Origin of the sequence: Rhodoferax aquaticus (genome assembly GCF_006974105.1) — a bacterium.
In the GTDB taxonomy this organism is placed as follows: Bacteria; Pseudomonadota; Gammaproteobacteria; order Burkholderiales; family Burkholderiaceae_C; genus Allorhodoferax; species Allorhodoferax aquaticus_A.
On record NZ_CP036282.1, the window covers coordinates 2361010 to 2386032 of the forward strand.

The 25023-nt window shown below is 56.0% G+C and carries 28 protein-coding genes and 2 pseudogenes; 15 read left to right on the forward strand and 15 right to left on the reverse strand.

The window, feature by feature from the left end:
• Nucleotides 1–19: 19 nt before the first annotated feature.
• The 6 genes from EXZ61_RS10865 to mltG all read right to left on the reverse strand — a co-directional run bounded on the left by EXZ61_RS10865 (nucleotide 20) and on the right by mltG (nucleotide 4557).
• Complete coding sequence (locus EXZ61_RS10865; protein ID WP_142811717.1) at nucleotides 20–682, reverse strand: ankyrin repeat domain-containing protein; 663 nt, start codon at nucleotides 680–682, stop codon at nucleotides 20–22.
• A complete protein-coding gene (locus EXZ61_RS10870; RefSeq protein ID WP_142811720.1) occupies nucleotides 679–1473 on the reverse strand; it encodes a TatD family hydrolase in 795 nt (264 codons plus the stop codon). The genes EXZ61_RS10865 and EXZ61_RS10870 overlap by 4 nt, the downstream gene beginning before the upstream one ends.
• Before the next feature lie 74 nt (nucleotides 1474–1547).
• Nucleotides 1548–1910, reverse strand: a complete 363-nt coding sequence (locus EXZ61_RS10875) for a PilZ domain-containing protein (protein ID WP_142811721.1) — start codon at nucleotides 1908–1910, stop codon at nucleotides 1548–1550.
• 9 nt (nucleotides 1911–1919) lie between these two features.
• Entirely contained in the window at nucleotides 1920–2927 is a 1008-nt protein-coding gene (locus EXZ61_RS10880) for a DNA polymerase III subunit delta' (RefSeq protein WP_142811723.1), read from the reverse strand.
• Nucleotides 2924–3556: a dTMP kinase gene (tmk, locus tag EXZ61_RS10885; RefSeq protein ID WP_142811725.1), complete on the reverse strand. Its 633-nt coding sequence runs from the start codon at nucleotides 3554–3556 to the stop codon at nucleotides 2924–2926. Before tmk ends, EXZ61_RS10880 begins: the two co-directional genes overlap by 4 nt.
• Before the next feature lie 17 nt (nucleotides 3557–3573).
• Nucleotides 3574–4557: an endolytic transglycosylase MltG gene (mltG, locus tag EXZ61_RS10890; RefSeq protein WP_237219151.1), complete on the reverse strand. Its 984-nt coding sequence runs from the start codon at nucleotides 4555–4557 to the stop codon at nucleotides 3574–3576.
• Between the two features lie 79 nt (nucleotides 4558–4636).
• On the opposite strand from mltG, the gene ygfZ reads away from it, so the two are divergent.
• Nucleotides 4637–5560 carry a CAF17-like 4Fe-4S cluster assembly/insertion protein YgfZ gene (ygfZ, locus tag EXZ61_RS10895; RefSeq protein ID WP_142811727.1) on the forward strand — a complete coding sequence of 308 codons (924 nt, stop codon included), beginning with the start codon at nucleotides 4637–4639 and terminating at the stop codon, nucleotides 5558–5560.
• Nucleotides 5561–5668: 108 nt separating this feature from the next.
• Nucleotides 5669–6313, forward strand: a complete 645-nt coding sequence (locus tag EXZ61_RS10900) for a protein phosphatase CheZ (protein WP_142811729.1) — start codon at nucleotides 5669–5671, stop codon at nucleotides 6311–6313.
• Between the two features lie 68 nt (nucleotides 6314–6381).
• On the opposite strand, the gene EXZ61_RS10905 is transcribed toward EXZ61_RS10900, so the two are convergent.
• The 5 genes from EXZ61_RS10905 to EXZ61_RS10925 all read right to left on the reverse strand — a co-directional run bounded on the left by EXZ61_RS10905 (nucleotide 6382) and on the right by EXZ61_RS10925 (nucleotide 13616).
• Nucleotides 6382–7320 carry an alpha/beta hydrolase gene (locus EXZ61_RS10905; RefSeq protein ID WP_237219152.1) on the reverse strand — a complete coding sequence of 313 codons (939 nt, stop codon included), beginning with the start codon at nucleotides 7318–7320 and terminating at the stop codon, nucleotides 6382–6384.
• A gap of 155 nt (nucleotides 7321–7475) precedes the next feature.
• On the reverse strand, nucleotides 7476–8927 hold the full coding sequence (locus EXZ61_RS10910) for a methyl-accepting chemotaxis protein (protein ID WP_237219153.1): 1452 nt from the start codon (nucleotides 8925–8927) through the stop codon (nucleotides 7476–7478).
• A 187-nt stretch (nucleotides 8928–9114) separates the two neighbouring features.
• Nucleotides 9115–10236 carry a patatin-like phospholipase domain-containing protein gene (locus tag EXZ61_RS10915; RefSeq protein WP_142811733.1) on the reverse strand — a complete coding sequence of 374 codons (1122 nt, stop codon included), beginning with the start codon at nucleotides 10234–10236 and terminating at the stop codon, nucleotides 9115–9117.
• Between the two features lie 30 nt (nucleotides 10237–10266).
• Complete coding sequence (locus EXZ61_RS10920; protein WP_142811735.1) at nucleotides 10267–11073, reverse strand: HDOD domain-containing protein; 807 nt, start codon at nucleotides 11071–11073, stop codon at nucleotides 10267–10269.
• 134 nt (nucleotides 11074–11207) lie between these two features.
• Complete coding sequence (locus EXZ61_RS10925) at nucleotides 11208–13616, reverse strand: Tex family protein (protein ID WP_142811737.1); 2409 nt, start codon at nucleotides 13614–13616, stop codon at nucleotides 11208–11210.
• Nucleotides 13617–13761: 145 nt separating this feature from the next.
• Between EXZ61_RS10925 and EXZ61_RS22160 the strand changes: the two are divergent.
• A pseudogene (locus EXZ61_RS22160) lies at nucleotides 13762–14166 on the forward strand (arginine deiminase-related protein); the annotation flags it as partial.
• 182 nt (nucleotides 14167–14348) lie between these two features.
• Nucleotides 14349–14858, forward strand: coding sequence for a DUF1993 domain-containing protein (locus EXZ61_RS10935; protein WP_142811739.1), 510 nt, complete (start codon nucleotides 14349–14351; stop codon nucleotides 14856–14858).
• A 69-nt stretch (nucleotides 14859–14927) separates the two neighbouring features.
• Here the strand turns inward: EXZ61_RS10935 and EXZ61_RS21915 are convergent, their stop codons facing one another.
• Nucleotides 14928–15098 carry a hypothetical protein gene (locus EXZ61_RS21915; RefSeq protein WP_168224745.1) on the reverse strand — a complete coding sequence of 57 codons (171 nt, stop codon included), beginning with the start codon at nucleotides 15096–15098 and terminating at the stop codon, nucleotides 14928–14930.
• Nucleotides 15099–15250: 152 nt separating this feature from the next.
• A complete protein-coding gene (locus tag EXZ61_RS10940) occupies nucleotides 15251–16189 on the reverse strand; it encodes a LysR family transcriptional regulator (protein WP_142811741.1) in 939 nt (312 codons plus the stop codon).
• A gap of 210 nt (nucleotides 16190–16399) precedes the next feature.
• Here EXZ61_RS10940 and EXZ61_RS10945 point away from each other — a divergent pair, with 210 nt between their 5' ends.
• Complete coding sequence (locus tag EXZ61_RS10945; protein WP_168224746.1) at nucleotides 16400–17134, forward strand: substrate-binding periplasmic protein; 735 nt, start codon at nucleotides 16400–16402, stop codon at nucleotides 17132–17134.
• Between the two features lie 18 nt (nucleotides 17135–17152).
• Here EXZ61_RS10945 and EXZ61_RS10950 read toward each other — a convergent pair whose 3' ends face one another.
• Together EXZ61_RS10950 and EXZ61_RS10955 are read right to left on the reverse strand one after the other, a co-directional pair.
• Nucleotides 17153–17827, reverse strand: coding sequence for a hypothetical protein (locus EXZ61_RS10950; protein ID WP_142811746.1), 675 nt, complete (start codon nucleotides 17825–17827; stop codon nucleotides 17153–17155).
• A gap of 55 nt (nucleotides 17828–17882) precedes the next feature.
• Nucleotides 17883–18434, reverse strand: coding sequence for a MarR family winged helix-turn-helix transcriptional regulator (locus EXZ61_RS10955; protein ID WP_142811748.1), 552 nt, complete (start codon nucleotides 18432–18434; stop codon nucleotides 17883–17885).
• A 109-nt stretch (nucleotides 18435–18543) separates the two neighbouring features.
• Here EXZ61_RS10955 and EXZ61_RS10960 point away from each other — a divergent pair, with 109 nt between their 5' ends.
• The 10 genes and pseudogenes from EXZ61_RS10960 (at nucleotide 18544) to EXZ61_RS10995 (ending at nucleotide 25018) form a co-directional block, all read left to right on the forward strand.
• The gene (locus EXZ61_RS10960; protein ID WP_142811750.1) at nucleotides 18544–19512 is read left to right on the forward strand and encodes a Bug family tripartite tricarboxylate transporter substrate binding protein; all 969 of its coding nucleotides are present in this window, start codon (nucleotides 18544–18546) and stop codon (nucleotides 19510–19512) included.
• Nucleotides 19509–20849 carry a sulfatase family protein gene (locus EXZ61_RS10965; protein ID WP_142811753.1) on the forward strand — a complete coding sequence of 447 codons (1341 nt, stop codon included), beginning with the start codon at nucleotides 19509–19511 and terminating at the stop codon, nucleotides 20847–20849. Before EXZ61_RS10960 ends, EXZ61_RS10965 begins: the two co-directional genes overlap by 4 nt.
• A 175-nt stretch (nucleotides 20850–21024) precedes the next feature.
• Complete coding sequence (locus EXZ61_RS10970) at nucleotides 21025–21990, forward strand: histone deacetylase family protein (protein ID WP_142811756.1); 966 nt, start codon at nucleotides 21025–21027, stop codon at nucleotides 21988–21990.
• A gap of 270 nt (nucleotides 21991–22260) precedes the next feature.
• Nucleotides 22261–22443 (forward strand): VOC family protein, encoded by a 183-nt coding sequence (locus EXZ61_RS22380; protein ID WP_281063803.1) that lies wholly within the window; start codon nucleotides 22261–22263, stop codon nucleotides 22441–22443.
• Between the two features lie 52 nt (nucleotides 22444–22495).
• Complete coding sequence (locus EXZ61_RS22385; RefSeq protein WP_281063828.1) at nucleotides 22496–22630, forward strand: VOC family protein; 135 nt, start codon at nucleotides 22496–22498, stop codon at nucleotides 22628–22630.
• A 95-nt stretch (nucleotides 22631–22725) separates the two neighbouring features.
• Nucleotides 22726–22857: pseudogene (locus EXZ61_RS22165) on the forward strand (dihydrofolate reductase family protein); the annotation flags it as partial.
• A 121-nt stretch (nucleotides 22858–22978) separates the two neighbouring features.
• Nucleotides 22979–23320, forward strand: a complete 342-nt coding sequence (locus EXZ61_RS10980) for a hypothetical protein (RefSeq protein ID WP_142811758.1) — start codon at nucleotides 22979–22981, stop codon at nucleotides 23318–23320.
• 122 nt (nucleotides 23321–23442) lie between these two features.
• Nucleotides 23443–23952 (forward strand): signal peptidase II, encoded by a 510-nt coding sequence (lspA, locus tag EXZ61_RS10985; RefSeq protein WP_237218932.1) that lies wholly within the window; start codon nucleotides 23443–23445, stop codon nucleotides 23950–23952.
• On the forward strand, nucleotides 23949–24380 hold the full coding sequence (locus EXZ61_RS10990; protein ID WP_142811762.1) for a disulfide bond formation protein B: 432 nt from the start codon (nucleotides 23949–23951) through the stop codon (nucleotides 24378–24380). The genes lspA and EXZ61_RS10990 overlap by 4 nt, the downstream gene beginning before the upstream one ends.
• The gene (locus tag EXZ61_RS10995) at nucleotides 24362–25018 is read left to right on the forward strand and encodes a DsbA family protein (protein WP_142811765.1); all 657 of its coding nucleotides are present in this window, start codon (nucleotides 24362–24364) and stop codon (nucleotides 25016–25018) included. Before EXZ61_RS10990 ends, EXZ61_RS10995 begins: the two co-directional genes overlap by 19 nt.
• Nucleotides 25019–25023 lie beyond the last annotated feature (5 nt).

Here is a 25023-nt window from a genome sequence, read left to right on the forward strand (position 1 = left end):
TTGCACACCGCATACATCTTTACCACCCCGACTTAGAGCGTTGAACGCGCATCTTTGACGCGATCAACTCAATAATTTCTTTTCGTTCAGACTTTTGAGCAAAGTCCAGTGCGCTGAGACCGAGACTATTCTTTACCGTCAAGTCTGCTTCCGCAGCAAGGAGTGCTCGCACTACGTCTGCACTGCCATACAAAGCTGCCATCATCAAGGCAGTGGTGCCATTTGGTGATTCCGCATCAACATACGCATGCTTCGCCAGTAGTTCATTGACGATTTCAAGGTTGCCACCTGTCGCTGCATAGTGCAAAGGAGTCCATCCAGGCTTGTTTATGTCAGCGTCTCGCTGTATGAGTATCCACGACACATCGTTGTAGCCTTTTATCGCCGAAAGCATCAGAGGGCTTTCGTCTTTTGTTGTTCTGACATCAACCAGGGTATTGGGGTTCAATGCGAGAGCTTTTGCCACTTTCGGAGAGTTCAGTTGAAGAGCGGCCAAAATAGCGGGAACACCGTTTGGATTCACCGTGTTGGGATCAAACCCTTTATTGAGTAACGCAATGACCTCAGCGGGATTGTCTTGTCGGACCGCCACAAAGAAGTCTTCATAGGAGCCTGCCACCGCGGGTGTTCCAAAGAGAAGGAACAGTATGCCTATACCAAACCGCCGCGCACTGGTCTTCATTTTTTAGGGCTTAAGAAAAGCCTATTGAAGTTCATGGTCGTAGCCAAAGCTACTTCCGCAACAGCGCACTGCTTCAACTCAGCCAACTGATGTGCTACATATGGAACATAGGATGGATTGTTGGTTTTTCCTCTATATGGAACGGGCGCAAGGTATGGACTATCCGTCTCAATAAGCACGCGATCTAAAGGCACATAGGCAGCGACCGCACGAATGTCTTGAGCTGACTTAAAGGTCAAAATTCCTGAGAATGAAATGTAAAAGCCAAGATCAAGTGCTGCTCTTGCTACTTCCATGCTTTCAGTGAAGCAGTGGAACACCCCACCCGCGCAATCAGCAGACCCATCCTCGCCCTCATCTCGCAAAATATCCAACGTGTCTTGGGATGCGCTACGCGTATGGATTACCAAAGGTTTTTGGAGGCTGCGAGCTGCCCTTATATGATTTCGGAAGCGTTCGCGCTGCCATTCCATCTCTTGAATCGATCGCCCATTGAGCCGGTAGTAATCAAGCCCAGTTTCACCAACCGCAAGAACTTTAGACAACGTACCAAGTGAGACCAACTCAGCTACTGTGGGCTCTCGAACATCTTCATTGTCTGGGTGTACACCGACCGTGGCCCAGAAGTTATCGTAGTCTAAAGCCAGCTTATGCACGGCAGGAAACTCTTCTAACGTCGTACAAATACAAAGCGCCCTTTCAACCTGCGCCAAGGCCATAGCCGCACGAATCTCGCCCAGACTAGAGGTAAATTCTGGAAAGTTTAGGTGGCAATGTGAGTCAGTAAACATGTATGGAAAAACCACCGTGATTGAAGCCACCAAAAACCAATGTTGGTTTATTGACCAAGCAAAAAGGTACAGAGTTAAATTGTCTGTGTAGTACGGTCGGACGCTAAATGAGCGCCCAAAATCTCTTCAATTTTCAGCTTCAGGAGCCGGGACTTTTCGTCCTTTGGAAACAGAATGCCTACTCCTTGTGCGCGATTGCCCGCTGCCTTTGCCGGCGTAACCCAGGCTACTTTGCCGGCAACAGGATATCGCTGTGTATCCTCTGGCAGCGATAGAAGAACATAGACATCATCACCCAGCATGTACTCCCGTGTCGTTGGAATAAAAATCCCACCCTCTGTAAAAACTGGAATGTAAGCTGCATACAAGGCGGCCTTTTCCTTGATCGACAACTGGATGACACTAGGCCGCGGAGCTGGTGGAGGTGTGGTACTCATAAAACTAAGCTAAGGCCTTGAGTTTAGTGCGCTTTTTGCTTGTTGGACAAACGCCTCCAACGCAAGCCCCGCATTAAATGGGTGCTCAATGGTCCTCATCGCGAGAGTCAGCGTCTTGCTCCACTCTGTAAGGGAAGCTACCGGAGCATGCTTTGCTACTTCAATGGAGGAGAAAAATCGCGGTTTTGCCCCCATCTTCACAGCGATGCAATCGTGGCTAAGTTTTTGCAACGCATCGATCAAGTTAGCCAGGGACCAGTCTTTTACGAAACCTACGTCGCCTGCCTGCATTGCCTTTGGAAAATCATTCCACGCCAACGGATTAACTCCAGAGGCATGCAGTGACAAAGCATTCTGTGGGCGTCCCCCAGATGCACTTAGGAGCAAAGATGCTGTTTGAGAAGGCACCCCTAGGGACACGAGCCAATTAAGGCTAAGTTCTACTTCCGGCCATTGCATCGAGTGCGCGATACATCGGCTCCTGATGGTGGGCAACAATTGGTGCGCTGACTCAGTCGCTAAAACGAATTTGACGTTTCCGGGCGGCTCTTCGAGTGTCTTAAGCAGTGCATTGGCTGCTATGTTGTTCATTCGCTCGGCCGGAAAGACGAGAACGACCTTGCCGATCCCTCTGGCACTTGTTCGTTGCGAAAACTCAACTGCATCGCGCATAGCTTCAACTCGGATCTCTTTGCTGGGCTTACGCTTCTTATCGTCGATCTCAGCCTGTGCCTTTTCACCTAACGGCCAAGCCAGTTCTAACATTTCAATCTCTGGCATCAGGACACATAGGTCGGCGTGGGACCTGACTTCTATGGCATGGCAACTAGCACAGACGCCACAAGCAACTGTGCGATCCGTGCGTCGCTCACACAGCCAAGCTCTTGCGAGTTCTAGCGCCAATTGGTACTGTCCCAGCCCAGAAGGACCTTGCAATAGCCAAGCGTGCCCGTTCTGAGAGAGCAACTGTGCGCGTTGCTTGTCAATCCAAGGCGCAAGTACAGCAAGTCCGCTCACACCAGCACTCCCTTAGCCACCAAGACTGCGTGAATATCGCTCCACACATCCGCAGCTGCTTGGTTGGAATTCACTCTCACAAAACGATCTGGCGCGCTTGACATCCGCTTTGCATAAGCCTGAGCAACGCGGTCAAAGAATGGCTCTGATTGGGATTCGAACTTGTCAGGCACGCGTGCACCTTGCAGCCTAATGGCTGCAACATTGGAAGGTAAGTCGAACCAAATAGTGACATCGGGTTGAAGTATCGATCCGATACTTTGGACCTGAACCCAGCGCTCCAGGGATTCAAGTACGTTCCAGTCAAACGAACGCCCTCCTCCTTGGTACGCAAAACTAGAATCGGTGAAACGATCGCACAGGACGACCGCTCCTTGACTCAGCGCTGGTTGAATCACCTGCACGATATGGTCTCTGCGTGCGGCAAACACCAGCAAGGCCTCCGTCATAGGGTCCATGGCCTTGTTCAAAACCAGCTCCCTGAGAGTTTCTGCCAATGGCGTTCCCCCTGGCTCTCTCGTCCGTACAACATTACGCCCCATCGTCTCGAATGCTTCTACCAAAGCATTGATGTGGGTAGATTTGCCCGCGCCATCTATTCCTTCGAAGCTAATAAAGAGACCACTCATGATTATCTTGTCGTGACTCACTGGCCACGTTGGTATTTGTTAACCGCACGGTTGTGCTCATCAAGGCTAGCACTAAAGTAACTGCTTCCATCGCCCTTGGCGACAAAGTACAGCGCATTCGACTTCGCTGGCTGCACCGCCGCCAGCAGCGCAGCCTTTCCTGGAATCGCGATAGGCGTTGGTGGCAGTCCATTGCGTGTATAGGTGTTCCAAGGGGTGTCCGTTTGCAGGTCAATCCTGCGTAGGTTTCCGTCAAAGCTATCACCTAAGCCAAAAATCACGGTAGGGTCGGTTTGCAAGCGCATGCCTATGCGCAGTCGGTTGTTAAACACTGCCGAGACCAATGCGCGATCGCTGGCACGCCCTGTCTCTTTTTCAACAATGCTCGCCAAAATCAAAGCGTCCATCGGCGTGCGCGAGCTGGCATTTTTGTCGCGCTGCGCCCAAACGGCTGCTAGCTTTTTGTCCATTGCGCGAGAAGCCCGTTGGAGCACAGCTAAGTCGGTACTTCCCTTGGCAAATGCATAGGTGTCCGGGAAAAACTGCCCCTCTGGACTTGCACCCGGTTTGCCAAGTTGCCTCATCAAGGCATCATCTGCTAGATCCATGGTTTGTCCTTTTAGACCCTCCGCGTTTTTGAGAGCCAAGCGCACTTGCTTAAAGGTCCAACCCTCAACCAAGGTCACTCTGCGCAAAGACTCTTCTCCCGCGACCAACTTGCGAAGAAGGCTAATGGGTGTGGTGCTGCTGTCAAGCTCATAACTGCCCGCCTTAATCTTGCGGGCTTGCCCAGACAGGCGAAACCACCAATACATAGCGCTAGGGTTAACATTTGCCCCCGCATCAACGACGTCTTGCGTGATCTCTCTGACCGTGGCACCAGGCTCAATTGATAGATCAACGGTAGACGCGGCGAGAGCCAATGGCTGATTGAGCCACCAATAAGCAGAAAGACCTGACAAAAGGCAGACCGCCACCAAGATAGATAGAAAGAAGCGCACGGCCTTACACCCTATGTGAATACATCACAAGAATGATAATTCAGTCCCATTCAAGCAACAGAGGTCAACAGTGACAGAGATGTACGATTTTTCAGCACTCCAAGGTGTTAGCACAATTGAAAACCTAGGCGTCATACGGGTGGATGGCGAGGACGGTGCGAAGTTCATCCACGGGCAGCTAAGCAATGATTTTCTCTTGCTGGACACAACACAGGCGAGGCTCGCAGCGTTTTGCACCCCTAAAGGGCGCATGCAGGCTAGCTTTATCGGCGTTAAGACGGGGCAAACCCAGCTTTTGCTGGTCTGCAGCAAAGACTTGCTGGCTGCAACACTTAAGCGACTGGCCATGTTTGTCATGCGATCTAAGGTCAAACTAACGGATGCCTCTGCAGACTACATGCTTTTTGGTCTGGCAGGCGACGCTGTAATTCAGCGAATGGATGGTGATCACAAGCCGTGGTCCACACACGCGTCTCACGGCGTCCATCAAGTGGACTTGTACCCTGCGGGGGGGGTTCCACGCCAGTTGTGGCTTGTTCCCGCCAATTCACCGGAACCCAAAGGGCCACCGCTGGATCCGTCTCTGTGGGCATGGGGTGAAGTATGCAGTGCCGTGGCCACCGTGTCGCAAGCAACGTTTGAGGCGTTTGTGCCGCAAATGCTTAACTACGAATCTGTCGGCGGGGTCAACTTCAAGAAAGGATGCTATCCGGGTCAAGAGGTGGTTGCACGAAGTCAGTTTCGTGGAACCTTAAAGCGCCGCGCCTTCGTAGCGCATACCGCATCCGCAACAGAAGCAGGAATTGAGATCTACCCTGCAGAAGAAGACTCGCAGCCGGTTGGCACTGTGGTCCAAAGCGCGCCATCACCGCATGGCGGGTGGGATGCGATTATCAGCGTTCAGCTCAGCGCTTTGTCTAGCGGGACTTTGCACTATGCGAGTCCCAAGGGGCCAGAAATGGCACTGCAACCGCTTCCGTACACCCTCCTCGAAGACGTTTAGAAAACTAAGTACCCAAACCCCTAAAGAGAATGTAAACTTCTACCGAGACAGTGCACATACTGCCACGGCAAATCACAAAACAGTGCCTAGAAGGGGTTGGTTTACTCAATGACTACACAGTTAAGTAAAGAAGAAGCATTTTCCCGACTTGGTGCCATCACACGGGAGATGCATGAAGCACTGACCGCGCTAGGTGGCAATCAACTGCACACCATTGTGGCGGAGATTCCTGACGCACGGGACCGCTTGGCCTATGTAGGCAAAATGACCGAAGACGCTGCCAACAAAGTGTTGACTTTGGTAGAAACGGCAAAACCAGAGTGTGACGATCTCGCCACGCGTGGCATTGAGCTCGGGCAGTCTTTGGCGCGTATGGCTGCAGCTGAAGATTTAAGCGTAGAGCGTGCCCGAGCGCTTTTGGGTGTGTGTGGTAAGTTTGCAGAGCGCTCCGCCAAGTTCGCGGACGGCCAAGCCACCGTGCTTAGCGACATCATGATGGCCCAAGATTTTCAAGACCTTTCCGGCCAGGTGATTAAAAAAGTAATCGACATCATTAACCGGACTGAAATGCAACTGGTGCACCTGCTTTTGGACAGTGCTCCTGCCGAAGTATCTGCCGCAGCCACTTCCAGCGTGGCAGCAGCTGCGGTTGCAGCTACGGTCGATACTCATGTCTTGGAAGGTCCTCAGACAGCCGACAACGCTTTGCAACAGTCGGACGTAGACGATTTACTAGCGTCACTGGGATTCTGACAGCTTCACGAGCTTTCAGGGCTCGCTAGATGCATACAAAAAGGGAGCCAATGGCTCCCTTTGGTTTTTCAAGCATTGCCGAACGCACGCCGCAAAGCCCTTGTCGCATCGGCGTGGGCCTGGATGGCTTGTGGAATCGCACGGCCCATTTTGATGAATTCGTGCACAACGCCACGATAGATGTCCAGATCCACAGAAACTCCCGCCATACGCAATCGGTCTGCATAGGCAACCCCTTCATCGACCAAAGGATCGCACTCCGCGAGGCCAAACCATGCAGGCGCAACACCACTCAGATCACGCTCAAAGCCAGAGTCGTCGACACCATCTAATGGCGCAAAGCGCCAGTCGTTTCGGTCTTCTGGCGTGCGGATGTATTGGTTGAAGAAGAAGCTAATGTGCTCTTCCTCCAGCACAAAGCCATGCTTGAACAACTTGTGGGAGTTGCTATTCTGGTGCCCTTCGCATCCTGGATAAAACAGCAATTGCAGCGCAATGGCAAGCCCTGCATCGCGCGCCGTAATGGCGCAGGCGGCCGCCAATGTTCCACCAGCACTGTCGCCTCCCACGGCAATACGATCCACATCCAAACCGCGCTCCCGCCCAATGCTTGCGACCCACTGCACGGCGTCCCAAGCGTCGAAATATGCCGTTGGGAACCGATGCTCCGGAGCGAGCCGATAGTCCACAGAAAGCACGGCGCAGCCAGCCAAATGGCTCAAGCGACGACACAACACGTCATGTGTCGCAATACTACCCACCGTAAATCCACCCCCATGGAAATAAACTAGCACTGGCAAGTGCGGACCGTGTGGCGCATAGAGTCGCACAGGGAGCGCATAGCCATCTCGCGTAGGCAACGTAAAGTTTTCGAGTCGCTCGACGGCTTGGCAGGGAAGTTCTAAAACACCAGCCCCGGCCGCATAGGAGGCTCGGGCTTGTTCAGGGGTCTGGGCATGCAAGGGGACGCGCTTGGCCCGCGCCATGCTGTCAAGAATCTTGTGCATAGCGGGCGTCAGCAGCGCCCTTGGGTTATGGTGGTGTAAGTGGTGGGAACTCATAGCGCCTAGGCTCAAACAACGAGGCCTATCCTACACCGGCCCATCAGCGACTCTGCGCCCCCAGCTTGAGACGCAGCAAGCCCGCCAAACACCCTTCGCGTTCAGTCCACCTTAAACACGCTTACCACATGCGCCAGATTGGATGATTGCTCTTGCATAGAGCCTGCGGCAGCGGCGGCCTCTTCCACCAATGCTGCATTTTGCTGGGTCACCGTGTCCATCTCCTTGATCGCGTCGTTAATCTGGTCGATACCTTCCATTTGCTCTTGGCTGGCCGCCATGATCTCGCCCATGATGTCGTTCACCCGTTTCACGCTACCCACGATTTCGGTCATCGTCTCGCCAGCTTGGTTTACCAGCGCGCTGCCAATTTCCACTTTTTCAACGGAATCACCAATCAGCGTCTTAATCTCTTTTGCCGCAGCAGCTGACCGCCCAGCCAGCGCACGCACCTCGGCGGCAACTACCGCAAAGCCCCTGCCCTGCTCGCCTGCGCGTGCGGCTTCAACGGCCGCATTGAGCGCCAAGATATTGGTCTGGAAAGCAATGCCGTCAATCACTGCAATGATGTCCACAATTTTTTTGGACGACTCGTTGATTGACGCCATGGTGGTAATCACCTCAGACACCACAGAGCCACCTTTGGCTGCAACAGTGGACGCAGCAGTCGCCATGGCATTCGCCTGACGCGCATTGTCCGTGTTGCGCTTTACGGTGCTTGTTAGCTCTTCCATGGAGGCTGCCGTTTCCTCCAGAGAGCTGGCCTGCCTTTCTGTGCGTGAAGAAAGATCCATATTGCCACTAGCAATTTCTCCGGTGGCATGCGACAGGGAGTGCGTGCTGTCACCAATTTGTTTGATGATGTCTTGCAAGCGCGCTACGAATATGTTGAAAAGTCGGGCTACTTCACCGATTTCATCCGCACGGGCCACTCGCAAGCGTTGGGTCAAATCTGCATCTCCGCTCGAAATAACCGCCAAGGCCTCGCGCACTTCGTTTAAGGAACGCAGTACCACGGCATTCAAGCCTAGAACCAAAGCCGCAATCAGGGCAATGTTCAGCACCACCACCTGCAGGAGGATACGCACGATTTCATTGCGCAAGGCGCGTTCCATTTCTGCACGCGACATGTAGACCTCAACCACCCCCACGGTTTTGAGTTGGCCTGCGTCATCAAACTTAAACTCTTCTGCGATCTTGTCGCCTGTTGGCAAGGCATCGGCCTTGGCCACCGCCGGCTTGCCTTCTGAGTCACGGATACGGCCAATGGAGAACTCCTGCTTGGCATTGCGCACCACAATGGCGGAGACGGATGGTGCCCCCATCTCTGCGTCCAGAAGAGTATCCAACTGCTTGGCGTCAAAGTTCCAAATGGGTGCGGGTAAACCTGTTTGCAATCTAGCCACGACCCGTTGGATCTCGTCATGGAGTTGCTGCTCCATACTGCTCTTGTTGCTGGCGTAGGTGTAAGCGCCAAACAATGTAATCAAGAGGGTGGTGATAGAAACAAATATGACGATTAGCCTGACGCTAATTCGGTCGGACATCTTCATGTGCATCTCCTGAGTTACGGCAAACCGAACAACCAATGAGTCCAACAACGTGCCCTGCAGCGGCTTAGCCCTCTGAGTCAGTGGGCTAAACGACCCACCAATTAGTTATACCGCAAGCTACAAGAATTAGAAACTGCCAAATGCGCCCAAAAGCAGCCCATTCCAAAAAAACTTCGTTGTCTAACGCTTAAATCGGATGAATCCAGCGCACATCAGGTTGAGCCGTCCAAGCTGCAAACTCATCGGCCAGTTGGGCGCTTGCACTGATTGCAGTAGTCCATGCCTTCATGCGGCCAGCCAAGTCATTGCTGTAATGGGTGAAGTCCGCTCGGTCTGGCAGCTTGGAATTAGGCAAGGTCTTAACCCACTCTGGATTGGGAGCTAACAAGACCATGGTGTCTAAGAAATGGGTGGATCGATGACGCCAGCGAAGCCCCTTATCTAACCAACCTGGCACCACAGCCTTCTGAAAATGCGGGTACAACACCAAATCTGCAGCTCGCCCGCCTTTGGCAGGTGGGACGACTTCCTCGTTCTGGGTCGCGAATGGATAGTTCAAGTGCAAGTGGTAGTCGGTAATGCCACCATCCCAGTAGGCGCCAGGAGGTGCGCCCGGGATTCCGTGCACTGCCTGCAATACAAAAGGGATCGAACAGCTTGCCTGCAAAGCCATTGAAAAATTAGCCGTGCTCAGCGCGACCCTCCGCGTGCGGTAATCACTTGTGCCAAATGGCAAAGGCAATTGAGGGGGACCACTTGAAAAAACCACGCGCTCCAGCCACGCCCCCATCGCTTTGCGATGCATAGCATTAGTTACAAAGGCGCCAAAGTACCCCAAGGGTGTGCGTAAACGGTGTTCAGTCGCCAACACATGTCTGCCCCGTGTGGTCACAATATTCAGCCGATAACGCGGGTGAGAAAGCACCTCCGCCACCTGCCCGTCATAAAACGCCCTTAAGTTGCGTCCAAAGGACTCGCTCACCGACTGCGCCGTCGGCCTTTTTTGGCCTGGCAGTGTCTCGTAGTGCTGGTGGACGTAGTCATGCTCTAAACGCTTAAACCCTTGAATACTGTCGGGCAGACAGGCCGTCGCCATGCGCCAAGCACCGATGGACGCGCCTACCAAGTCCACAGTCTGTTCTGACTGGTTAAGCCACTCGCCAAAAATGAACCGATCCAAGGCGCCAAGAATTAGGCCTTTGGGTCCACCCGCAGCTGCAGCCATGGTGCGTACGTGCTGCGGGGCCAGTCCAGATTGGGCAATAGATTCACGGGCCCGCGGCCCTGCAAAGATTTGAAGAGCACGCATGTCAAGAACCTGAAAAGCACAAAGAAAACGTCACCAGTCAACGCCCCAATCAAACGGGTCTTGCTGTAGAACCATGTCGATGTCAAGTTGCAACGCTTCACCTACGGGGCCCGGAAAGGTGACAGCCAATTCGCGTTGACCTAACTGCGCTTCTTTACCCCTAGCGCGCCAACTGGCCAAGTGAATAACGCCCGCCAAGGGCTCATAGACCGCATTCTCAAACGGCGCGTACTGGTGCTCCAAGGCATCCACCATAGACTCGGGAAACTGCCACTTGCGCGCCAACCCGGCCCCTGCGGACGCAAAACAAAAGCCGAGCTCACGGCGCTCGGCTTTGGCTCTGCGCATATCCAAGGGGGACACCGTTTGATTCAACCTGCCCACCTCCTCGGGCAAGCCGACGTGCATCGCAATTTCACCTATCGCGTGCACCAAGCCGCACGTAAACGCGGCTTGCTGGTTTTGTCGAACCAGGCCAGCCAAGGCCCGGGCGATTTTGGCCACGTCCAAGCTGTAGTTCCAAAAATGCTGCAACTGCAGGCCGGGCACCGCTTTGAGCGACGCACCACTCGCCGCCTCTTGCGCCATGCCATACACATGGGACAAATTGAGCAAAGCCAGCGCCTCGGACACGCTATGGATACGGCCTTGTAGCTGGAAGGAGTTCGCATTCGCCATGCAGAGAATGCGACACGTCAGCGCGGGGTCGGTACTGATCAGCTGGGTGATCTTGTGCAGATCGACGTCCACGCGGCCCAGTTCACTCAACAGCAGTGCCACCACCCGAGGGATACTGGGCAAGTTGAACTCATTCTCCAACAACTCACTAAGTGTCATGGCAAAGTATCCTGAGGTCCATTGGTCGCATGCATAGGCAAGGCTGAAGCTTTAAGTTCATTATGTGACGAACAAGGCAGCTCGTCACCTTCGCCTAAGCCAACAGCCTACACCACGCGTGGACAGCGTTTGGCCTAACGCTTGAGCTTGGCAAAAGCTGACGCCATGGCGCTAGGGGCTTGCTGCGTTGTATCTGCATGCCGACCTCTTTGTCCATGGCTTGGGCCTTGATAGCGGTTGTCGCTCGCACCGCGGTCCGCACCATCGCGCCGTTGGGGGGCCGCGCCTAGCTTCATGGTGAGCGCAATGCGCTTACGGGCCACATCCACCTCTACGACCTGCACCTTCACGATGTCACCGGTCTTCACGACCTCGCGCGCGTCGGTCACAAACTTATGGCTCAGCTGGCTCACATGCACCAAACCGTCTTGGTGCACGCCCAAGTCCACAAAAGCACCAAAGGCCGCCACGTTGCTCACCGTGCCTTCCAACACCATGCCTTCTTTCAGGTCTTTGATGTCGTCCACACCATCGTTAAAGCGGGCTACTTTGAAGTCTGGGCGTGGGTCGCGGCCAGGCTTTTCTAACTCTCCAATAATGTCTTTGACGGTAATCACACCAAAGCGCTCATTGGCAAACAGCTCTGGGCGCAGTGTTTTCAGCATGTCGGCGCGCCCCATCAGTTCCGCCACGGGCTTACCGGTGGTAGTAATGATTTGCTCCACCACCGAGTAGGTTTCAGGGTGCACACCCGTCATGTCCAAGGGGTTCTGACCGCCGCGAATGCGCAAGAAACCGGCGCTTTGTTCAAAGGTCTTGGCCCCCAAACCGGTCACCTTGAGCAGGTCTTGGCGGCTTGCAAACGCGCCATTGGCCTCGCGCCAACGCACTACCGCCTTAGCCACCGTGCCTGACAAGCCTGACACCCGGCTGAGCAAGGGCACGCTGGCCGTATTCAGGTCCACGCCCACCGAGTTCACGCAGTCTTCCACCACCGCTTCCAAGGTCTTGGCCAGCTCGTTTTGGTTCACGTCATGCTGGTACTGGCCTACACCAATGGACTTGGGGTCAATCTTCACCAACTCGGCCAAGGGATCTTGCAAGCGGCGCGCAATACTGGCTGCGCCACGCAGGCTCACGTCCACATCCGGCATTTCTTGGCTGGCAAACTCGCTGGCGCTGTAGACAGAAGCACCCGCTTCGCTCACCACGACTTTGTCGATGGCGGGCGCATTGCCTTTTGCCATCAGTTTGATCAAGTCCGCCGCTAGCTTGTCGGTCTCACGGCTGGCGGTTCCATTGCCAATCGCAATCAGGTTCACCCCATGGCGCATGCACAAGGCGCCCAGCGTGTGCAAGGAGCCATCCCAGTCTTTGCGCGGCTCATGGGGATAGACGGTAGCAGTTTCCACCAGCTTGCCCGTAGCATCTACCACCGCCACTTTCACGCCTGTGCGAATGCCTGGGTCTAAACCCATCACCACACGCGGGCCAGCGGGTGCAGCCAACAGCAAGTCGCGCAAGTTGTCAGCAAACACCTTGATCGCCACTTTTTCAGAGTCCTCACGCAAGCGGGCAAACAAGTCACGCTCGGTTGACAGGCTGAGCTTCACTCGCCATGTCCACGCCACCGCCTTGCGAATCAAGTCATCAGCAGCGCGGCCTTGGTGGCTCCAGCCCAAGCGCAGGGCAATGCGGCCCTCTGCGAGCGACACCACAGGCGCTGCTCTCGATTTAATAGCTGCTTGCGCAGTACTGACGGGCGCTAGTGGCACATTTGGCTCTGGAAGCACCAGTTTGGCGTCCAAAATATCTAAGGCGCGACCGCGAAACACCGCCAAAGCACGGTGCGATGGCACACGGCCAATCGGCTCGTCGTAGTCAAAATAGTCGCGGAACTTGGCCACATCGGCATTGGCTTCGTCCTTGCCTTCCATGCGCTTGGATTGCAGCAGGCCTTCGTTCCATAGCCACTCGCGCAGGTCTTGCACCAAGGCGGGGTCTTCGGCCCAGCGCTCGCTGAGCAAGTCGCGCACGCCGTCTAGCACCGCTTGAACGGTGGAGAAGTCGGGTTGCTTGTCCTCGCCCTCCACCACCGGGCGCATAGGAATCACGTAGGGCAGCGCCGCCTCGGTAGGCACGAGCGTAGGGTTGCTGAACAAGGCATCCGCCAGCGGCTCCAAACCCGCCTCGCGCGCCAATTGGCCTTTGGTGCGGCGCTTGAGCTTGAAGGGCAAGTACAAGTCTTCGAGTTCTTGCTTGGTGGCAACCTGAGCTATCGCGGCAATCAGCGCGGGCGTGAGCTTGCCTTGCTCGTCAATCGCCTTCATAACGGTTTCTCGGCGGTCGCGCAGTTCACGCAGGTAGGACAAACGGGCCTCCAACTCACGCAGCTGGATATCGTCCAAGCCGCCCGTCACCTCCTTGCGGTAGCGCGCGATAAAGGGCACGGTCGCGCCTTCGTCCAACAACCCTACAGCAGCCTCTACCTGGTCGGGGCGAACCTTAATTTCTTGCGCAATTTGCGCGATGATTTTTTGCATGTCGAAAAATACGAGCAGTAAATGCGTGGCCGGCCAGTACAAGCACCACGTCTTGAAGGAAACAAGGACGGAAGTTTGCCACAGCCCGCCTTGGGGCTTGTTCGGCTTGGTTTCGGCTTGCTAGGCCTTGTGGGTCGACAAGAGGATGCACGTCTGCGTTGTGGCGATGCCCTCAACCCTCCGTATGGCGTTGAGCATCAGGTCCCAACGCCCATTCGTCGTGTACAAGGTGACCACATTGGGGTGCCCCCACACCTTCAGCCCCACGCCACAAACTGCGGCGTACAACCGCGTCACCGTGCACCTTTTTGACGACGATGGCTCGCGTGACACGCCTGACTCGGTGTTTACTAACCACTGGTTCTTCACCCATGCCGGTGGCCATGTGGCGGTCTACCCCATGTGCTCTCCCCGCCGCCAGCGCGAACGCCGCCACGACGTGTTGGAAATGCACAAAACCCAGTACCGGGTGCCAGACGTCATTGACTAATCGGGCCTAGAGCCTGGTGGCCGGTACCTAAAAGGCACAGATGCTATGGTCTCGGACCATGGACTACAACCTGTAGCCGATGCCAAACTCTGCTTTAGACCGAAGACCCGCGCTGCCGAAGTTAGTTCTCTATGGCGCCTAGGTGCCACGGCAGTATTTCCCGTGCAATAACCCGCGAACAGCACGTCCCCCCTGAAGTGGCGAGAATGCAACCCTGTTTTCAACCCTGCTTATAAGTACCCATGTCTAATTCCATTTACACCTCATCTGTGCCAGTTTTCACCCAAATGTTGGGAGGGCTCAAAGAAGTGTTGCGCAAGGCCGAGGCACATGCCGCTGCAAAAAACATCGACCCCAATGCATTGTTGCAAGCGCGTCTGTACCCGGATATGTTCGCCATGCTGCGTCAAGTCCAAGTGGCCTCAGACTTTGCCAAGAGTGTTTCCGCCCGTTTGGCCGGCGTAGAAGTGCCTAAGCTAGACGACAAAGAGCAGAGCTTTGCGGACCTTCAAGCCCGTATTGACACCGTGTTGGCTTTTATTGGCGGGTTGGATGCGGCGCTGTTTACGGAAGCTGCAACCCGCGAGATCATCACCCAAGCGGGCACCCCTAAAGAAAAGCGATTTACCGGCCAATCGTATTTGTTGAACTACGGCCTGCCCCACTTCTTCTTCCACACCACCACGGCCTATGCCATCCTTCGCCACAACGGTGTGGAAGTGGGCAAGAAAGACTACATCGGCACCTATTGATTAAGACGGCCCCAGAAAGCAAAAAAGCCCTCGATTCGAGGGCTTTTTTGTGGGGGAAGCTCAGGAAGCTTAGCCGCCTTTTTTGGAGCGCTTGCCAGCGTTCTTTTTGCTACGAGTAGCCGTACCACGCTCCAAGCTCACGCGTTGGCCGCGGCCACCAGTGCGCGCTGCCATGCCAGGCAGTGGCTTAGGTGCTGGAGTGGCTTTACGGTCTGCTTCTGTAACGATTTGGTTGCCCATGTGAGTTCCTTGTAGGTTTAAAAATGTGAGCCCCGTACTAGGCCATCGGGCCTATTCGGTCCCTCAAGTCGGAAGTCTCTTGGGCGGCTAGATACGGTAACTGCTCCGATTTTAGCAAGAGTTCGCATAGGCTCATGCGTTCAAAGGCAAGTTCAAAGCCATGGATCCCGCTCTGAGCCACCAAACGTCTGCACCAAGAACTCTACGAACGCTTTGGTGCGCTGCGGCATGTGCTTGCGGGTGGGAGTTGCGGCATACAAGCGCAGAGGCAGCGCGCCTTGCCATTCGGGCAACACCCGCTGCAGTCTGCCATCTTTGAGTGCAGCTTCAGCCACAAAAGTGGGCAAGCCTGCAATACCTAATCCGGCAAGCGTTGCCGCATAGACGGTGTCTATATGGCTACTCGCAAGCACTGGCTCATGCAATTGCACCAATACCCGATGGCTTGCCTGTGGCGAGGTGTCTGCCACTTGCCGCACCAGTGCCACATCTTTGCGCATGGCCGAAACCGCCAACAAAACGCCCTTGTGATGCATCAAGTCGAGCGGTTCCAGCGGCACACCACATTGCGCCAAATAGCTCGGGGCAGCGCACACAACGAAGTTTGAGTGGGCCAGTGGACGCGCTACAAACTCCCCCTGTAAGGGTTGCGCTCCAAGGGAGACTATGGATACGTCAAAGCCCTCATCGGCACTTTCCACGGGCCCTTTTGTGCCTAGCTCCAGGCTAACGCCCGGGTACTGCTGGCAAAAGCGCGGCAAGTGCCTAACTAGCTGGTGTGTCGCAAACGCGGGTGGGCACAAGACCTTCAGCTTGCCCGTCAGCTGGCTTGATACAGACGCAGCAAGTTGGTCAGCCTCATTCAGGTCAGCCAATACCTGACGCGCACGCTCAAAGTACGCCTCACCCACCTCAGTCAGGGCCAAGCTGCGGGTGGTGCGGTTGAGCAGTCGCGCGCCCAAGTGCTCTTCTAAATCAGCCACGGCACGGGTTACTACAGCGGGGGCCATATCTAGCGCGCGTGCGGCGCTGGCAAAGCTGCCGTCGGCAATCACTTGTACAAAAACACGCAAAGAACGGAGTTGGTCCATACCCCATTGTTGCCCGGTTTCCTGCCCTAGAGCCATTCTGCGTAATGGCGCTAGCACGTATTGGCGTTAACCCTTAAAAATCATTGACAGGACGCGCCGCCCAAGCGCATGCTTGCTTCAGTTGTACGCACTTGTTGCCGATAGCTACCAAGAATGCCGAGCGCAAGTTCAGCGCCTGGCGTGTTTCACTTGTTTTACTGGAGACTACGCATGTTCAAACGCCTCTTGCTTGTCACTGCCATGTTGGCTGCCACCACCGGTTTTGCGGCTGAAAAATGGAAAGTAACTTCCTTAGACTGGCAGCCCTTCTCCGGCAAAGCATTGCCCGAGGGTGGCGCTGGCATTGCCGTACTGCGGGCCGCCCTCAAGGCGGAAGGCATTGAACTAGAAGTCCAGTTCTACCCGTGGACCCGTGCTATTGAAACTGCAAAAGACGCAACGTATGCGGGCTTCTACCCCGCATGGCCAGAAGATGTGCCCGCCGGATTTTCAGCCTCAGCCGTGGTGTTCAAGTCCCCCGTTGGCTTGGTGGAGCCCAAGTCCAAGCCACTCACTTGGACCAAGCTGGAAGACCTCAAAGGTAAAAAGATTGGCACAGTGCAAGACTATGGCAACACGCCAGAGTTCATGAAGCTCATCAAAGACGGCGTCATCAAAACAGAAATCGTGAGCGATGACCTCACCAACGTCAAAAAAGTCGCTGGCGAACGGATTGATGCCGCCTTTATTGACCTGGCTAACCTCGACTACTTTTTGAAAAACGATGCCAAAGACCTTGCGTCTAAGGTGCAGGCGAACAAAAAGGTGATTGACACCAAAGATTTGGTGCTCGCAGTGAACGGCAGCTTTAGCAACAAAAAAGCCGCTGCCATATTGAACAGCGGCCTGGCCAAAATCAATGCTGACCAAATTATCAAAGACTACATGGCTAAGTACATCAAGTAGCGGCTGCTACAGCTCACCCTACTTTGCCGAAATGGTGATCGAAGGCAGGTGCACCACGCCTGGTTGTTTGGCCAGGTGTGATAGCACGCATTCAATGATGTTGCGCTCAATGAGTGCCTGAGCACTGGCATCAGAAGCCAAGGCACCAGCAAACTTCAAGGCCAAACCTGCGGGCATGGCCTTTTTTATTTCGTCCAAGGTGTGCTTTTCATCCGCGACCACCCCTTCAATGGGGAACTCGTGAGAAATCTCTTTGACTGAAGGTGTGCCAATCAAGGACGGCCGCCCTATCTTGATGTCTAGCCCGGAGGGTCTGGCAGATATGTCAAAACCATCGGCTTTCAGGTCGACCCCTAACGTGAACTCCACCGCATACTTCACGATCACGAGGCCGGGTGGTTTGAGTTTGATCGGGTCTTTGGGGATGTGCTCTACGTGCACATACTCACGCGTGACCTTTGCGGTGAGGGTCTTGGCTTGGTCCACCACCACTTGCTTAGCTCCGGCCACATAGTCCACATACTTCACATAGGCTTGAAGCTCCCGCTTGGCGTTAGAGCCTTCCGCCTGCAACTTGCTGAGCTTGGTATGGGCTACTTGCCGGTCGTCGTGGTTTTTGTACTCCAAGATGACGTACATCCCCCCCGCTCCTAACAGGCTAGAAACCGCAGCCAAAAGAAAACCTGTATCCATCTGTCACACCCTTTAAACAAGCCCCAATGATTGGCGAGCATGGTACACCGCACGCCTATTTCTCTGGCCAAACGGGCGGACTTTGCGCTCCAGCTGATGGCCTTCGTGTCCGCGCACCCGCGCGCCGGTTGGCCTTAGGCTGGCCGCCTTGCGCAAGCAATTTTTCGGCCTGTGTTTGCGCCAGAGTGAGGGCTTGGTCGAGGCTAGCGCATTGTTCTGCTGTTAGCGCTTGCAAAAGCTGGGCATTTAACTGGGTTACCACCGGGAAGAAGCGTTCATACAGCTGCATGCCCTGTGCCGATAAATGCACCAAAGCCAAGCGTTGGTCCCCTTGCACCGAGTTTCGTAACACCAAGCCCTTGGCTACCAAAGATGTAATGCTGCGCGAGGTACGTGCCCGGTCCAGCTGGGTGCGCGCAGCCAAAGCCGAGGGTTGCATGGGCTGCTGCGGTGCCAGCGAGGCGATCAAACGCCACTCACGCCACGTGATGCCCAATTCGCCTTCACACAAGCGAATGATGTGGCTGCCTGCCGTGGCCAAGAGGCGGCTCAAACGGAACAACAACAAATCATCCAGAGTCTGAGGGTTGGTAAGCGCAAGAGACATAGCAAGGGTTTTTACGAGGAGTAGTTGATTTGATCAATCCATTGTGGGCGCAATACAGTGGCCCGAACTCGGCAGCCCATGCGGCTAACACCCCACTTAGGAGAAAACCATGGCCCACTTTACTAAACGCGCATGGCTAGCCAGCGCCATTGCCCTTGCAAGCCTTGGTTCCAGCATGGCGCAAGCCCAGGCTGACGGCCCCTTGCACATCGTGGTGGGCTACCCACCCGGCGGCTCTACCGACCGTGTGGCGCGCATCGTGGCCGATAAGCTCCAAGCCAAGCTCGCCACTCCAGTCGTAGTAGATAACAAGCCCGGCGCGGGTGGGCGCTTGGCCGCCCAACAGGTCAAAGCGACTCCCAGCAACCAGCTCACCCTGATGATTGCCAACCCCGCCGTCATGGTGGTGGCACCCCTGGTGTTCAAAGACAACGGCTACGACGCAGAGCGCGACTTTGTGCCTGTGTCATACGTCAACAGCTACGAGTTTGCCTTGGCGGTGGGTGCGGCCGTGCCCGTGCGCGAGCTGAGTCACTTGGTAGCATGGTTGCGCGCTAACCCAGAGAAAGCCAACTTTGGGGTACCCGCCACCGGCAGCCTACCGCATTTCTTTGGCTTGATGATGGGCGACAAGGCCAAGGTGCAAGCCCAAATCGTGGGCTACAAAGGCTCGGCCCCTTTGCTCACCGACCTCATAGGCGGGCAAGTGCCGGTAGCCTTTGACACACTCGACAGCGTGCTGCCCCAGCATGAGTCGGGCAAGCTGCGGATATTGGCCGTATCTGGCGACAAGCGTTCGGCGCTTGCCCCCGGCATTCCCACCTTCAAAGAAGCGGGCCTTAACCTCAGCGGCGTGGGCTGGAATACCTTTTTCGCCCCCAGCAGCATGCCCAAGGCCAAGGTAGAAATGCTCAGCAAAGCCATTACCGAGGTCATGAAAGACCCCGACACCCAGCGCAAGTTCAATGATGCCAAACTCACACCCGTGGTAAGCACGCAAGCCCAAACCCAAGCCATGCTCACCGCCTTCAAAGCGCAGTGGGCCCCCACCGTTCAAAGCTCGGGCTTTCAACCTTGACGGCCACCCGGGCCCAGCGCCCCAACATCATCTTCATCGTTGCGGACGACCTCGGCTATGCAGACTTAGGCTGCTACGGTGGCCGCAACGCGCAATTTGGCCCGGTTTCCCCCGTGCTAGACCGCTTGGCTGCAGGCGGCTTGCGGTTTACGCAGGGATATTCCAACTCGCCCGTGTGCTCACCCACGCGCTTCGCCTTGATGACCGGGCGCTACCAATACCGCTTGCGTGGCGCAGCCGAAGAGCCCATCAACAGCAAAAGCCGCTACAGCACCGCGCTGGGTTTGCCACCTGAGCACCCCACGCTGCCCTCGCTGCTGCGTGACAGCGGCTACCGCACTGCCTTGGTCGGCAAGTGGCACCTGGGCTACCCACCGGCGTTTGGCCCCTTGCGCTCAGGCTACGACGAGTTTTTTGGCCCCATGGCAGGCGGGGTGGACTACTTCACGCACTGCGCCTCTACAGGCGCGCACGACCTGTGGGCTGGCGAAGCAGAGCAAGCCACCGAAGGCTATTTAACCGACCTGCTGTCTGAGCGCGCGGTGGACTATGTGCAGCGCATGGCACCCGGTGCTGCGGCAGGCACACCGTTTTTTTTGAGCTTGCACTACACCGCCCCACACTGGCCATGGGAAACGCGTGATGATGCAGCGCTGGCGCCTAGCCTTGCAGGAAAAATCGTGCACCTGGATGGCGGCAACATCCACACCTACCAGCGCATGATCCACCACATGGACGAAGGCATTGGCAAACTGGTAGCCACATTGGATGCCACGGGGCAGTTGCACAACACCCTCATCGTTTTTACCAGCGACAACGGCGGCGAGCGCTTCTCAGACAACTGGCCCCTGGTGGGCGGCAAGATGGACCTGACCGAAGGCGGCATCCGCGTGCCGTGGATTGCCTATTGGCCAGCAGGCATTGCACCTGGGGGCACTAGCGCGCAACACTGCCTCACCATGGACTGGACCGCCACCATGCTAGACCTTGGCGGAGCCACTGCCGCACCGCAATACCCGCTAGACGGCCAAAGCCTGGTGGCGGTGTTGCGTAACCCCCATGCCCAGTTTGACCGCACCATGCACTGGCGCATGAACCACCGTGGCCAACGCGCACTGCGCGACGGCCCCTGGAAATACCTGCGCGTGGACGGGCACGACTACCTCTTTCACATCCCCAGTGACGAGCGTGAGCGTGCCAACCTGGCGCAGCAACAGCCCGAGCGGCTCCTACAAATGCGTGCGCAGTGGGAAGCGTGGGATGCCACCATGCCACCTGTGCCTGCGGACGCCACCGTGAGCTTGGCCTACACCGCGAAAGACATGCCGCAGCGTTAGTGTGGAGTGGCGGGCGGGACAAACTCAGCGCCTCACTGCCTAAAAGCAGGTCCATATCGCCGTGGGCACATGGCTTGGGCAAAATCCCGCCCATTCAACGCGACAATGGCGCACCCATTATTCTGTTAGCCGCCCTCAATCGCCACTCAGCACGGCCCTTGGGCCCTGCGCATGTATGCAAGCTTTTTACAGCGACCACTTTGTTTTGCCCCTGCCTGAAGGGCACCGCTTTCCCATGGCCAAGTACCGCATGCTGCGCGATGCTTTGGCGCAGCAACTGCCCGCAGTGCGCTTGATGGAAGCCCCCCGTGCTAGCGATGGCGAGCTAGCCTTTGCCCACACCCCGGACTACATAGATGGCATCACCCACGGCACGGTAGATCCCAAAATCACCCGCGAAATCGGCTTTCCATGGAGCGAAGCCATGGCAGAGCGGGCCCGCCGCTCAGTAGGCGCCACCGTAGCCGCAGCACGCGCTGCACTGCTTGAAGGTTATGCAGCGAATTTGGCCGGTGGCACGCACCACGCCTACGCCGACAAAGGCGGTGGCTTTTGCGTGTTTAACGACATCGCCGTGGCAGCACGCGTCATGCAAGCCGAATGGGGCCGCACCCCAGCCGGGCGCCGCGCGCCTTTGCAGGTGGCAGTGATTGACCTAGACGTACACCAAGGCAACGGCACGGCCCACCTGTTTCGCAACGACAGCAGCGTGTTCACCCTCTCCCTGCATGGCGATAAAAACTTCCCGTTTCGCAAAGAAGCCAGCGACCTCGACGTACCCCTGCCCGACGGCTGCACCGATGCCCCTTACCTAGAAGCCCTAGATAGTGCTCTGCAAACACTGGGCGATCAATTCGACCCTGGTTTTGTGATTTACCTCGCTGGCGCCGACCCGCACGAAGGCGACCGCCTAGGCCGCCTCAAACTCACCGACGACGGCATGCAAACCCGCGACCGCCGCGTATTCGACTGGTGCCACAGCCGCAACATCCCTGTAGTGTTTGTGATGGGCGGTGGATACGGCATGCAGATAGAGCGCACAGTGCAAGTGCAGCTCAACACCTACCGGATAGCACTGGAGTATTGGGAACGCGGGCTTGTGAGGGCCAAGCACCACACGCACACACTTTCGCCCGGGTGACGCCGCGCGTTACGCGAATTCAATGCTATTGACTCTCGCGTGCTCTAGAAGCGAGACGACTTTGGGGTCCCATTTATGTGCATCAGCCCACGCTTCATACAGGTGCAAGTCAATGAACAAAGTCTTTTGTGGAGCATTGGTTTGCTCAGTTATAAATCAGGGACCAACGCACACAGGGAGCGAAACTATGGCCTGCATCGACCTTGTTCACAAGACAGGTTTCACACATCGATCAAGTTCGGCCACACGAGGACGTAGCAAGGAGGAAGCATGCCAACGCTAAGGAATGTGCGAAGCGTATTGGCCGTGCAGGACCTTCAAGCTTCCGTTGCCTTCTACCGCGACAACCTGGGCTTTTCGACCGACTTCGAGTTTGACGGCTGGAGCTTTCTTTCCAGAGACGGAGTTCAGCTGATGTTGGGGCACTGCCCTGACCAGGCCCCCCGCTGGTGAGATTGGCGATCATTCCTACTTCGCATACATCGAGGTCGACGACATCGACCAACTGTATGGCGAGTTTCTGGCATCAGGATTGGCGTCCCTTTCTGTACCAGAGAGCAAGCCCTGGGGTATGCGAGAGTTGATGGTTACCACGCCAGACGGGCATCGCATCATGTTTGGGCAAGACCTTGCCTCTTAATGCACAAGATATCGCATCCAGTGGCTGCTGAATGGGGACCTGATTCATGCACACCACATCTCCATTTCTCCGCTTCACACCGCTCTAGTGCGTGGCCCGTGCTACTGGGTGCTGGCGAGCGCCTGTTTGAGGGGATAAACCTGCCTGCGCTAGGCTATACGTGCGTTCAGCATGTGGCCACCGAGCGGGCCACCCATTGGGTTTTGGCCAAGCAGAGCAGTTTTTGACGAAGCCCATGCTGCGCTAACGCCCCAGGTAGCCTCTGCGTAACGGCTTGACCGCGCAAGCCTTGGGGGCACAGATGCTTGCGCTAAACTCGGCCGGATGCGTCGATGGCTGCTCGTTTTCTTGTTGATTTTCGTTCCGTTGCAGCTCACCTGGGCTGCAGCAAATGGGCATTGCCAGCATGTAGATCGTGGAGACAACACGGCTTTGGACAATGCGGCAGCCACGATTTCTCACGCACATTCCAGCACACATGCCGACCATGAATGTCCTCCTGGCGGCCAGACCTTAGCGCTTGACGACGACTGTGGCGTGTGCCACGCCAATTGCACTCTGGCGCTGCTTGCACCACTGGCAATGGCCCACCTGGATGCATCCGGCATCCGGATACACAGTGATCTGTTGTTTCCAACATCGCACTACCTAGACTTACCTGATCGCCCGCAATGGGCCGCCCTGGCCTAGCCGGGGCATGTAGTCACGACGCCCACTCGTTTGCTTGACGGGTTGGAGACCGGTCGCCATGCATCCCCTGGATTTTTCATCCGGCGCTACGCCGGTTTTGATGCAAACCGTTGGAGCTTGTTTTGGTTCTTCCTTCTTTTTTCAAGACGTACCCGCGTGCGCTATGGCTTGCGTTGGTCCTAGGCCTACTGGCTGCTGACCAAGTCACCAAGGCGCACTTTTCATCGACCATTGCGTTGAACACAGCGGTTGAAGTTACCGCGTGGTTCAACCTTGTCCATGTGCTGAACCCTGGGGCAGCGTTCTCCTTTTTGGCCGATGCCGGTGGCTGGCAGCGTTGGTTCTTTATCGCCCTCAGTGTGGTGGTGCTACTGCCCATCGCTGTTTGGTGTTTGTTGCTGCGTACCGAGCCCGCCGAGCACTGGCTGGGTGCCGGTGTGGTGGCCGGTGGCGCGGGCAACTTGATAGACCGTGTACGGACGGGCGCAGTGGTGGACTTCTTGGACTTCCACTGGAATACATGGCACTGGCCCGCGTTCAATTTGGCCGATGTCTACATCGTCGGCTGCTTGTTGCTGTGGATGGCACTGTCGTTCACTGCGCAGCCCAACGCCGCTAAGGTGCGCCCATGAAGTCAGGCTGGATGCTGCTCTTGGCCGCTTGGGCTATCGCCACTATGGCTACCGCAGGCGCGCTGTTTCTTGGGGAAGTCATGCTGATGACGCCCTGCACGCTGTGCTGGTACCAGCGCATTGCGATGTTTCCCATGGTGCTGATTTTGGGCATGGCCTGCTACAGCAACCACCGCTCAGGTGCTGTATATGCCCTGCCCTTTGCCTGCATAGGCCTTGTGTTTGCGGGCTATCACACGCTGTTACTGGCAGGCTGGGTGCCTAGCGCTTGGGTTCCGTGCGGTGCTGGCGTGTCGTGTGCCAAGCAATCGCTGGAACTGTTTGGCGGAGTCCAGATCCCATGGCTGTCCTTCGCGGCGTTTGGCCTCATCACTGTTTTGCTTGTCTGTTATCTCAAAAAAACGTCTCTATGCAATCCCAAAAACTAACTGTCGCGGTCTTCTTGGGGGCTGTCATTGCCTTTTTTGCGCTGGGTGTCTACACCTACCAGCAACGCAACCAGAGTGCCGTGGCAGACACCCTTACGCAAGAAGCCAGTCGCCTGGTGCGTCCAAGCTCCACCGTGCTGGGCCCAATGAATGCGCCGGTCACCATCGTTGAGTTTTTTGACCCCGCATGTGAAACCTGCCGGGCCTTCTACCCCTTAGTCAAAGATTTGATGCGTAAACACCCTGCCGACATTCGGCTGGTGATGCGGTATGCCCCATTTCACCAAGGCTCAGACCACGTGGTGAAGCTGCTCGAAGCCGCCAAACTGCAAGACAAGTATGTACCGGTGCTAGAGATGGTTTTGGCCGCGCAACCTCTGTGGGCCGAGCACCATCAACCTAAGATCGAACTGGCCTACCAAGCGGCTGCACAAGCGGGCCTCGATGTTCCCAAAGCGCTAGAAGATGCCAAGGCGCCAGCGATCCAAGCACTGTTGGCGCAAGACATGGAGGACATCGTCGCCCTTAAGGTCACCAAGACCCCGACTTTCTTTGTCAACGGTCGCGCGCTCCCAAGCTTTGGCGCCGAAGAGCTGCAAGCCTTGGTCTCCCAAGAGTTGGCCAAGGTCAAGCGTTAAGGCGA

Coding starts and splice junctions, on each gene's coding strand:
- ygfZ (WP_142811727.1), top strand. CDS start 4,637: ATGTACGATTTTTCAGCACTCCAAGGTGTTAGCACAATTGAAAACCTA.
- EXZ61_RS10865 (WP_142811717.1), bottom strand. CDS start 682: ATGAAGACCAGTGCGCGGCGGTTTGGTATAGGCATACTGTTCCTTCTC.
- EXZ61_RS10905 (WP_237219152.1), bottom strand. CDS start 7,320: ATGCACAAGATTCTTGACAGCATGGCGCGGGCCAAGCGCGTCCCCTTG.
- EXZ61_RS21915 (WP_168224745.1), bottom strand. CDS start 15,098: ATGGGCAACCAAATCGTTACAGAAGCAGACCGTAAAGCCACTCCAGCA.
- EXZ61_RS10910 (WP_237219153.1), bottom strand. CDS start 8,927: ATGAAGATGTCCGACCGAATTAGCGTCAGGCTAATCGTCATATTTGTT.
- EXZ61_RS10955 (WP_142811748.1), bottom strand. CDS start 18,434: ATGTCTCTTGCGCTTACCAACCCTCAGACTCTGGATGATTTGTTGTTG.
- EXZ61_RS10970 (WP_142811756.1), top strand. CDS start 21,025: ATGCAAGCTTTTTACAGCGACCACTTTGTTTTGCCCCTGCCTGAAGGG.
- tmk (WP_142811725.1), bottom strand. CDS start 3,556: ATGAGTGGTCTCTTTATTAGCTTCGAAGGAATAGATGGCGCGGGCAAA.
- EXZ61_RS10960 (WP_142811750.1), top strand. CDS start 18,544: ATGGCCCACTTTACTAAACGCGCATGGCTAGCCAGCGCCATTGCCCTT.
- EXZ61_RS10875 (WP_142811721.1), bottom strand. CDS start 1,910: ATGAGTACCACACCTCCACCAGCTCCGCGGCCTAGTGTCATCCAGTTG.
- EXZ61_RS10925 (WP_142811737.1), bottom strand. CDS start 13,616: ATGCAAAAAATCATCGCGCAAATTGCGCAAGAAATTAAGGTTCGCCCC.
- EXZ61_RS10920 (WP_142811735.1), bottom strand. CDS start 11,073: ATGACACTTAGTGAGTTGTTGGAGAATGAGTTCAACTTGCCCAGTATC.
- EXZ61_RS10950 (WP_142811746.1), bottom strand. CDS start 17,827: ATGGATACAGGTTTTCTTTTGGCTGCGGTTTCTAGCCTGTTAGGAGCG.
- EXZ61_RS10870 (WP_142811720.1), bottom strand. CDS start 1,473: ATGTTTACTGACTCACATTGCCACCTAAACTTTCCAGAATTTACCTCT.
- EXZ61_RS10995 (WP_142811765.1), top strand. CDS start 24,362: ATGCAATCCCAAAAACTAACTGTCGCGGTCTTCTTGGGGGCTGTCATT.
- EXZ61_RS10990 (WP_142811762.1), top strand. CDS start 23,949: ATGAAGTCAGGCTGGATGCTGCTCTTGGCCGCTTGGGCTATCGCCACT.
- EXZ61_RS10940 (WP_142811741.1), bottom strand. CDS start 16,189: ATGGACCAACTCCGTTCTTTGCGTGTTTTTGTACAAGTGATTGCCGAC.
- EXZ61_RS10945 (WP_168224746.1), top strand. CDS start 16,400: ATGTTCAAACGCCTCTTGCTTGTCACTGCCATGTTGGCTGCCACCACC.
- EXZ61_RS10935 (WP_142811739.1), top strand. CDS start 14,349: ATGTCTAATTCCATTTACACCTCATCTGTGCCAGTTTTCACCCAAATG.
- EXZ61_RS10915 (WP_142811733.1), bottom strand. CDS start 10,236: ATGCGTGCTCTTCAAATCTTTGCAGGGCCGCGGGCCCGTGAATCTATT.
- EXZ61_RS10900 (WP_142811729.1), top strand. CDS start 5,669: ATGACTACACAGTTAAGTAAAGAAGAAGCATTTTCCCGACTTGGTGCC.
- EXZ61_RS22380 (WP_281063803.1), top strand. CDS start 22,261: ATGCCAACGCTAAGGAATGTGCGAAGCGTATTGGCCGTGCAGGACCTT.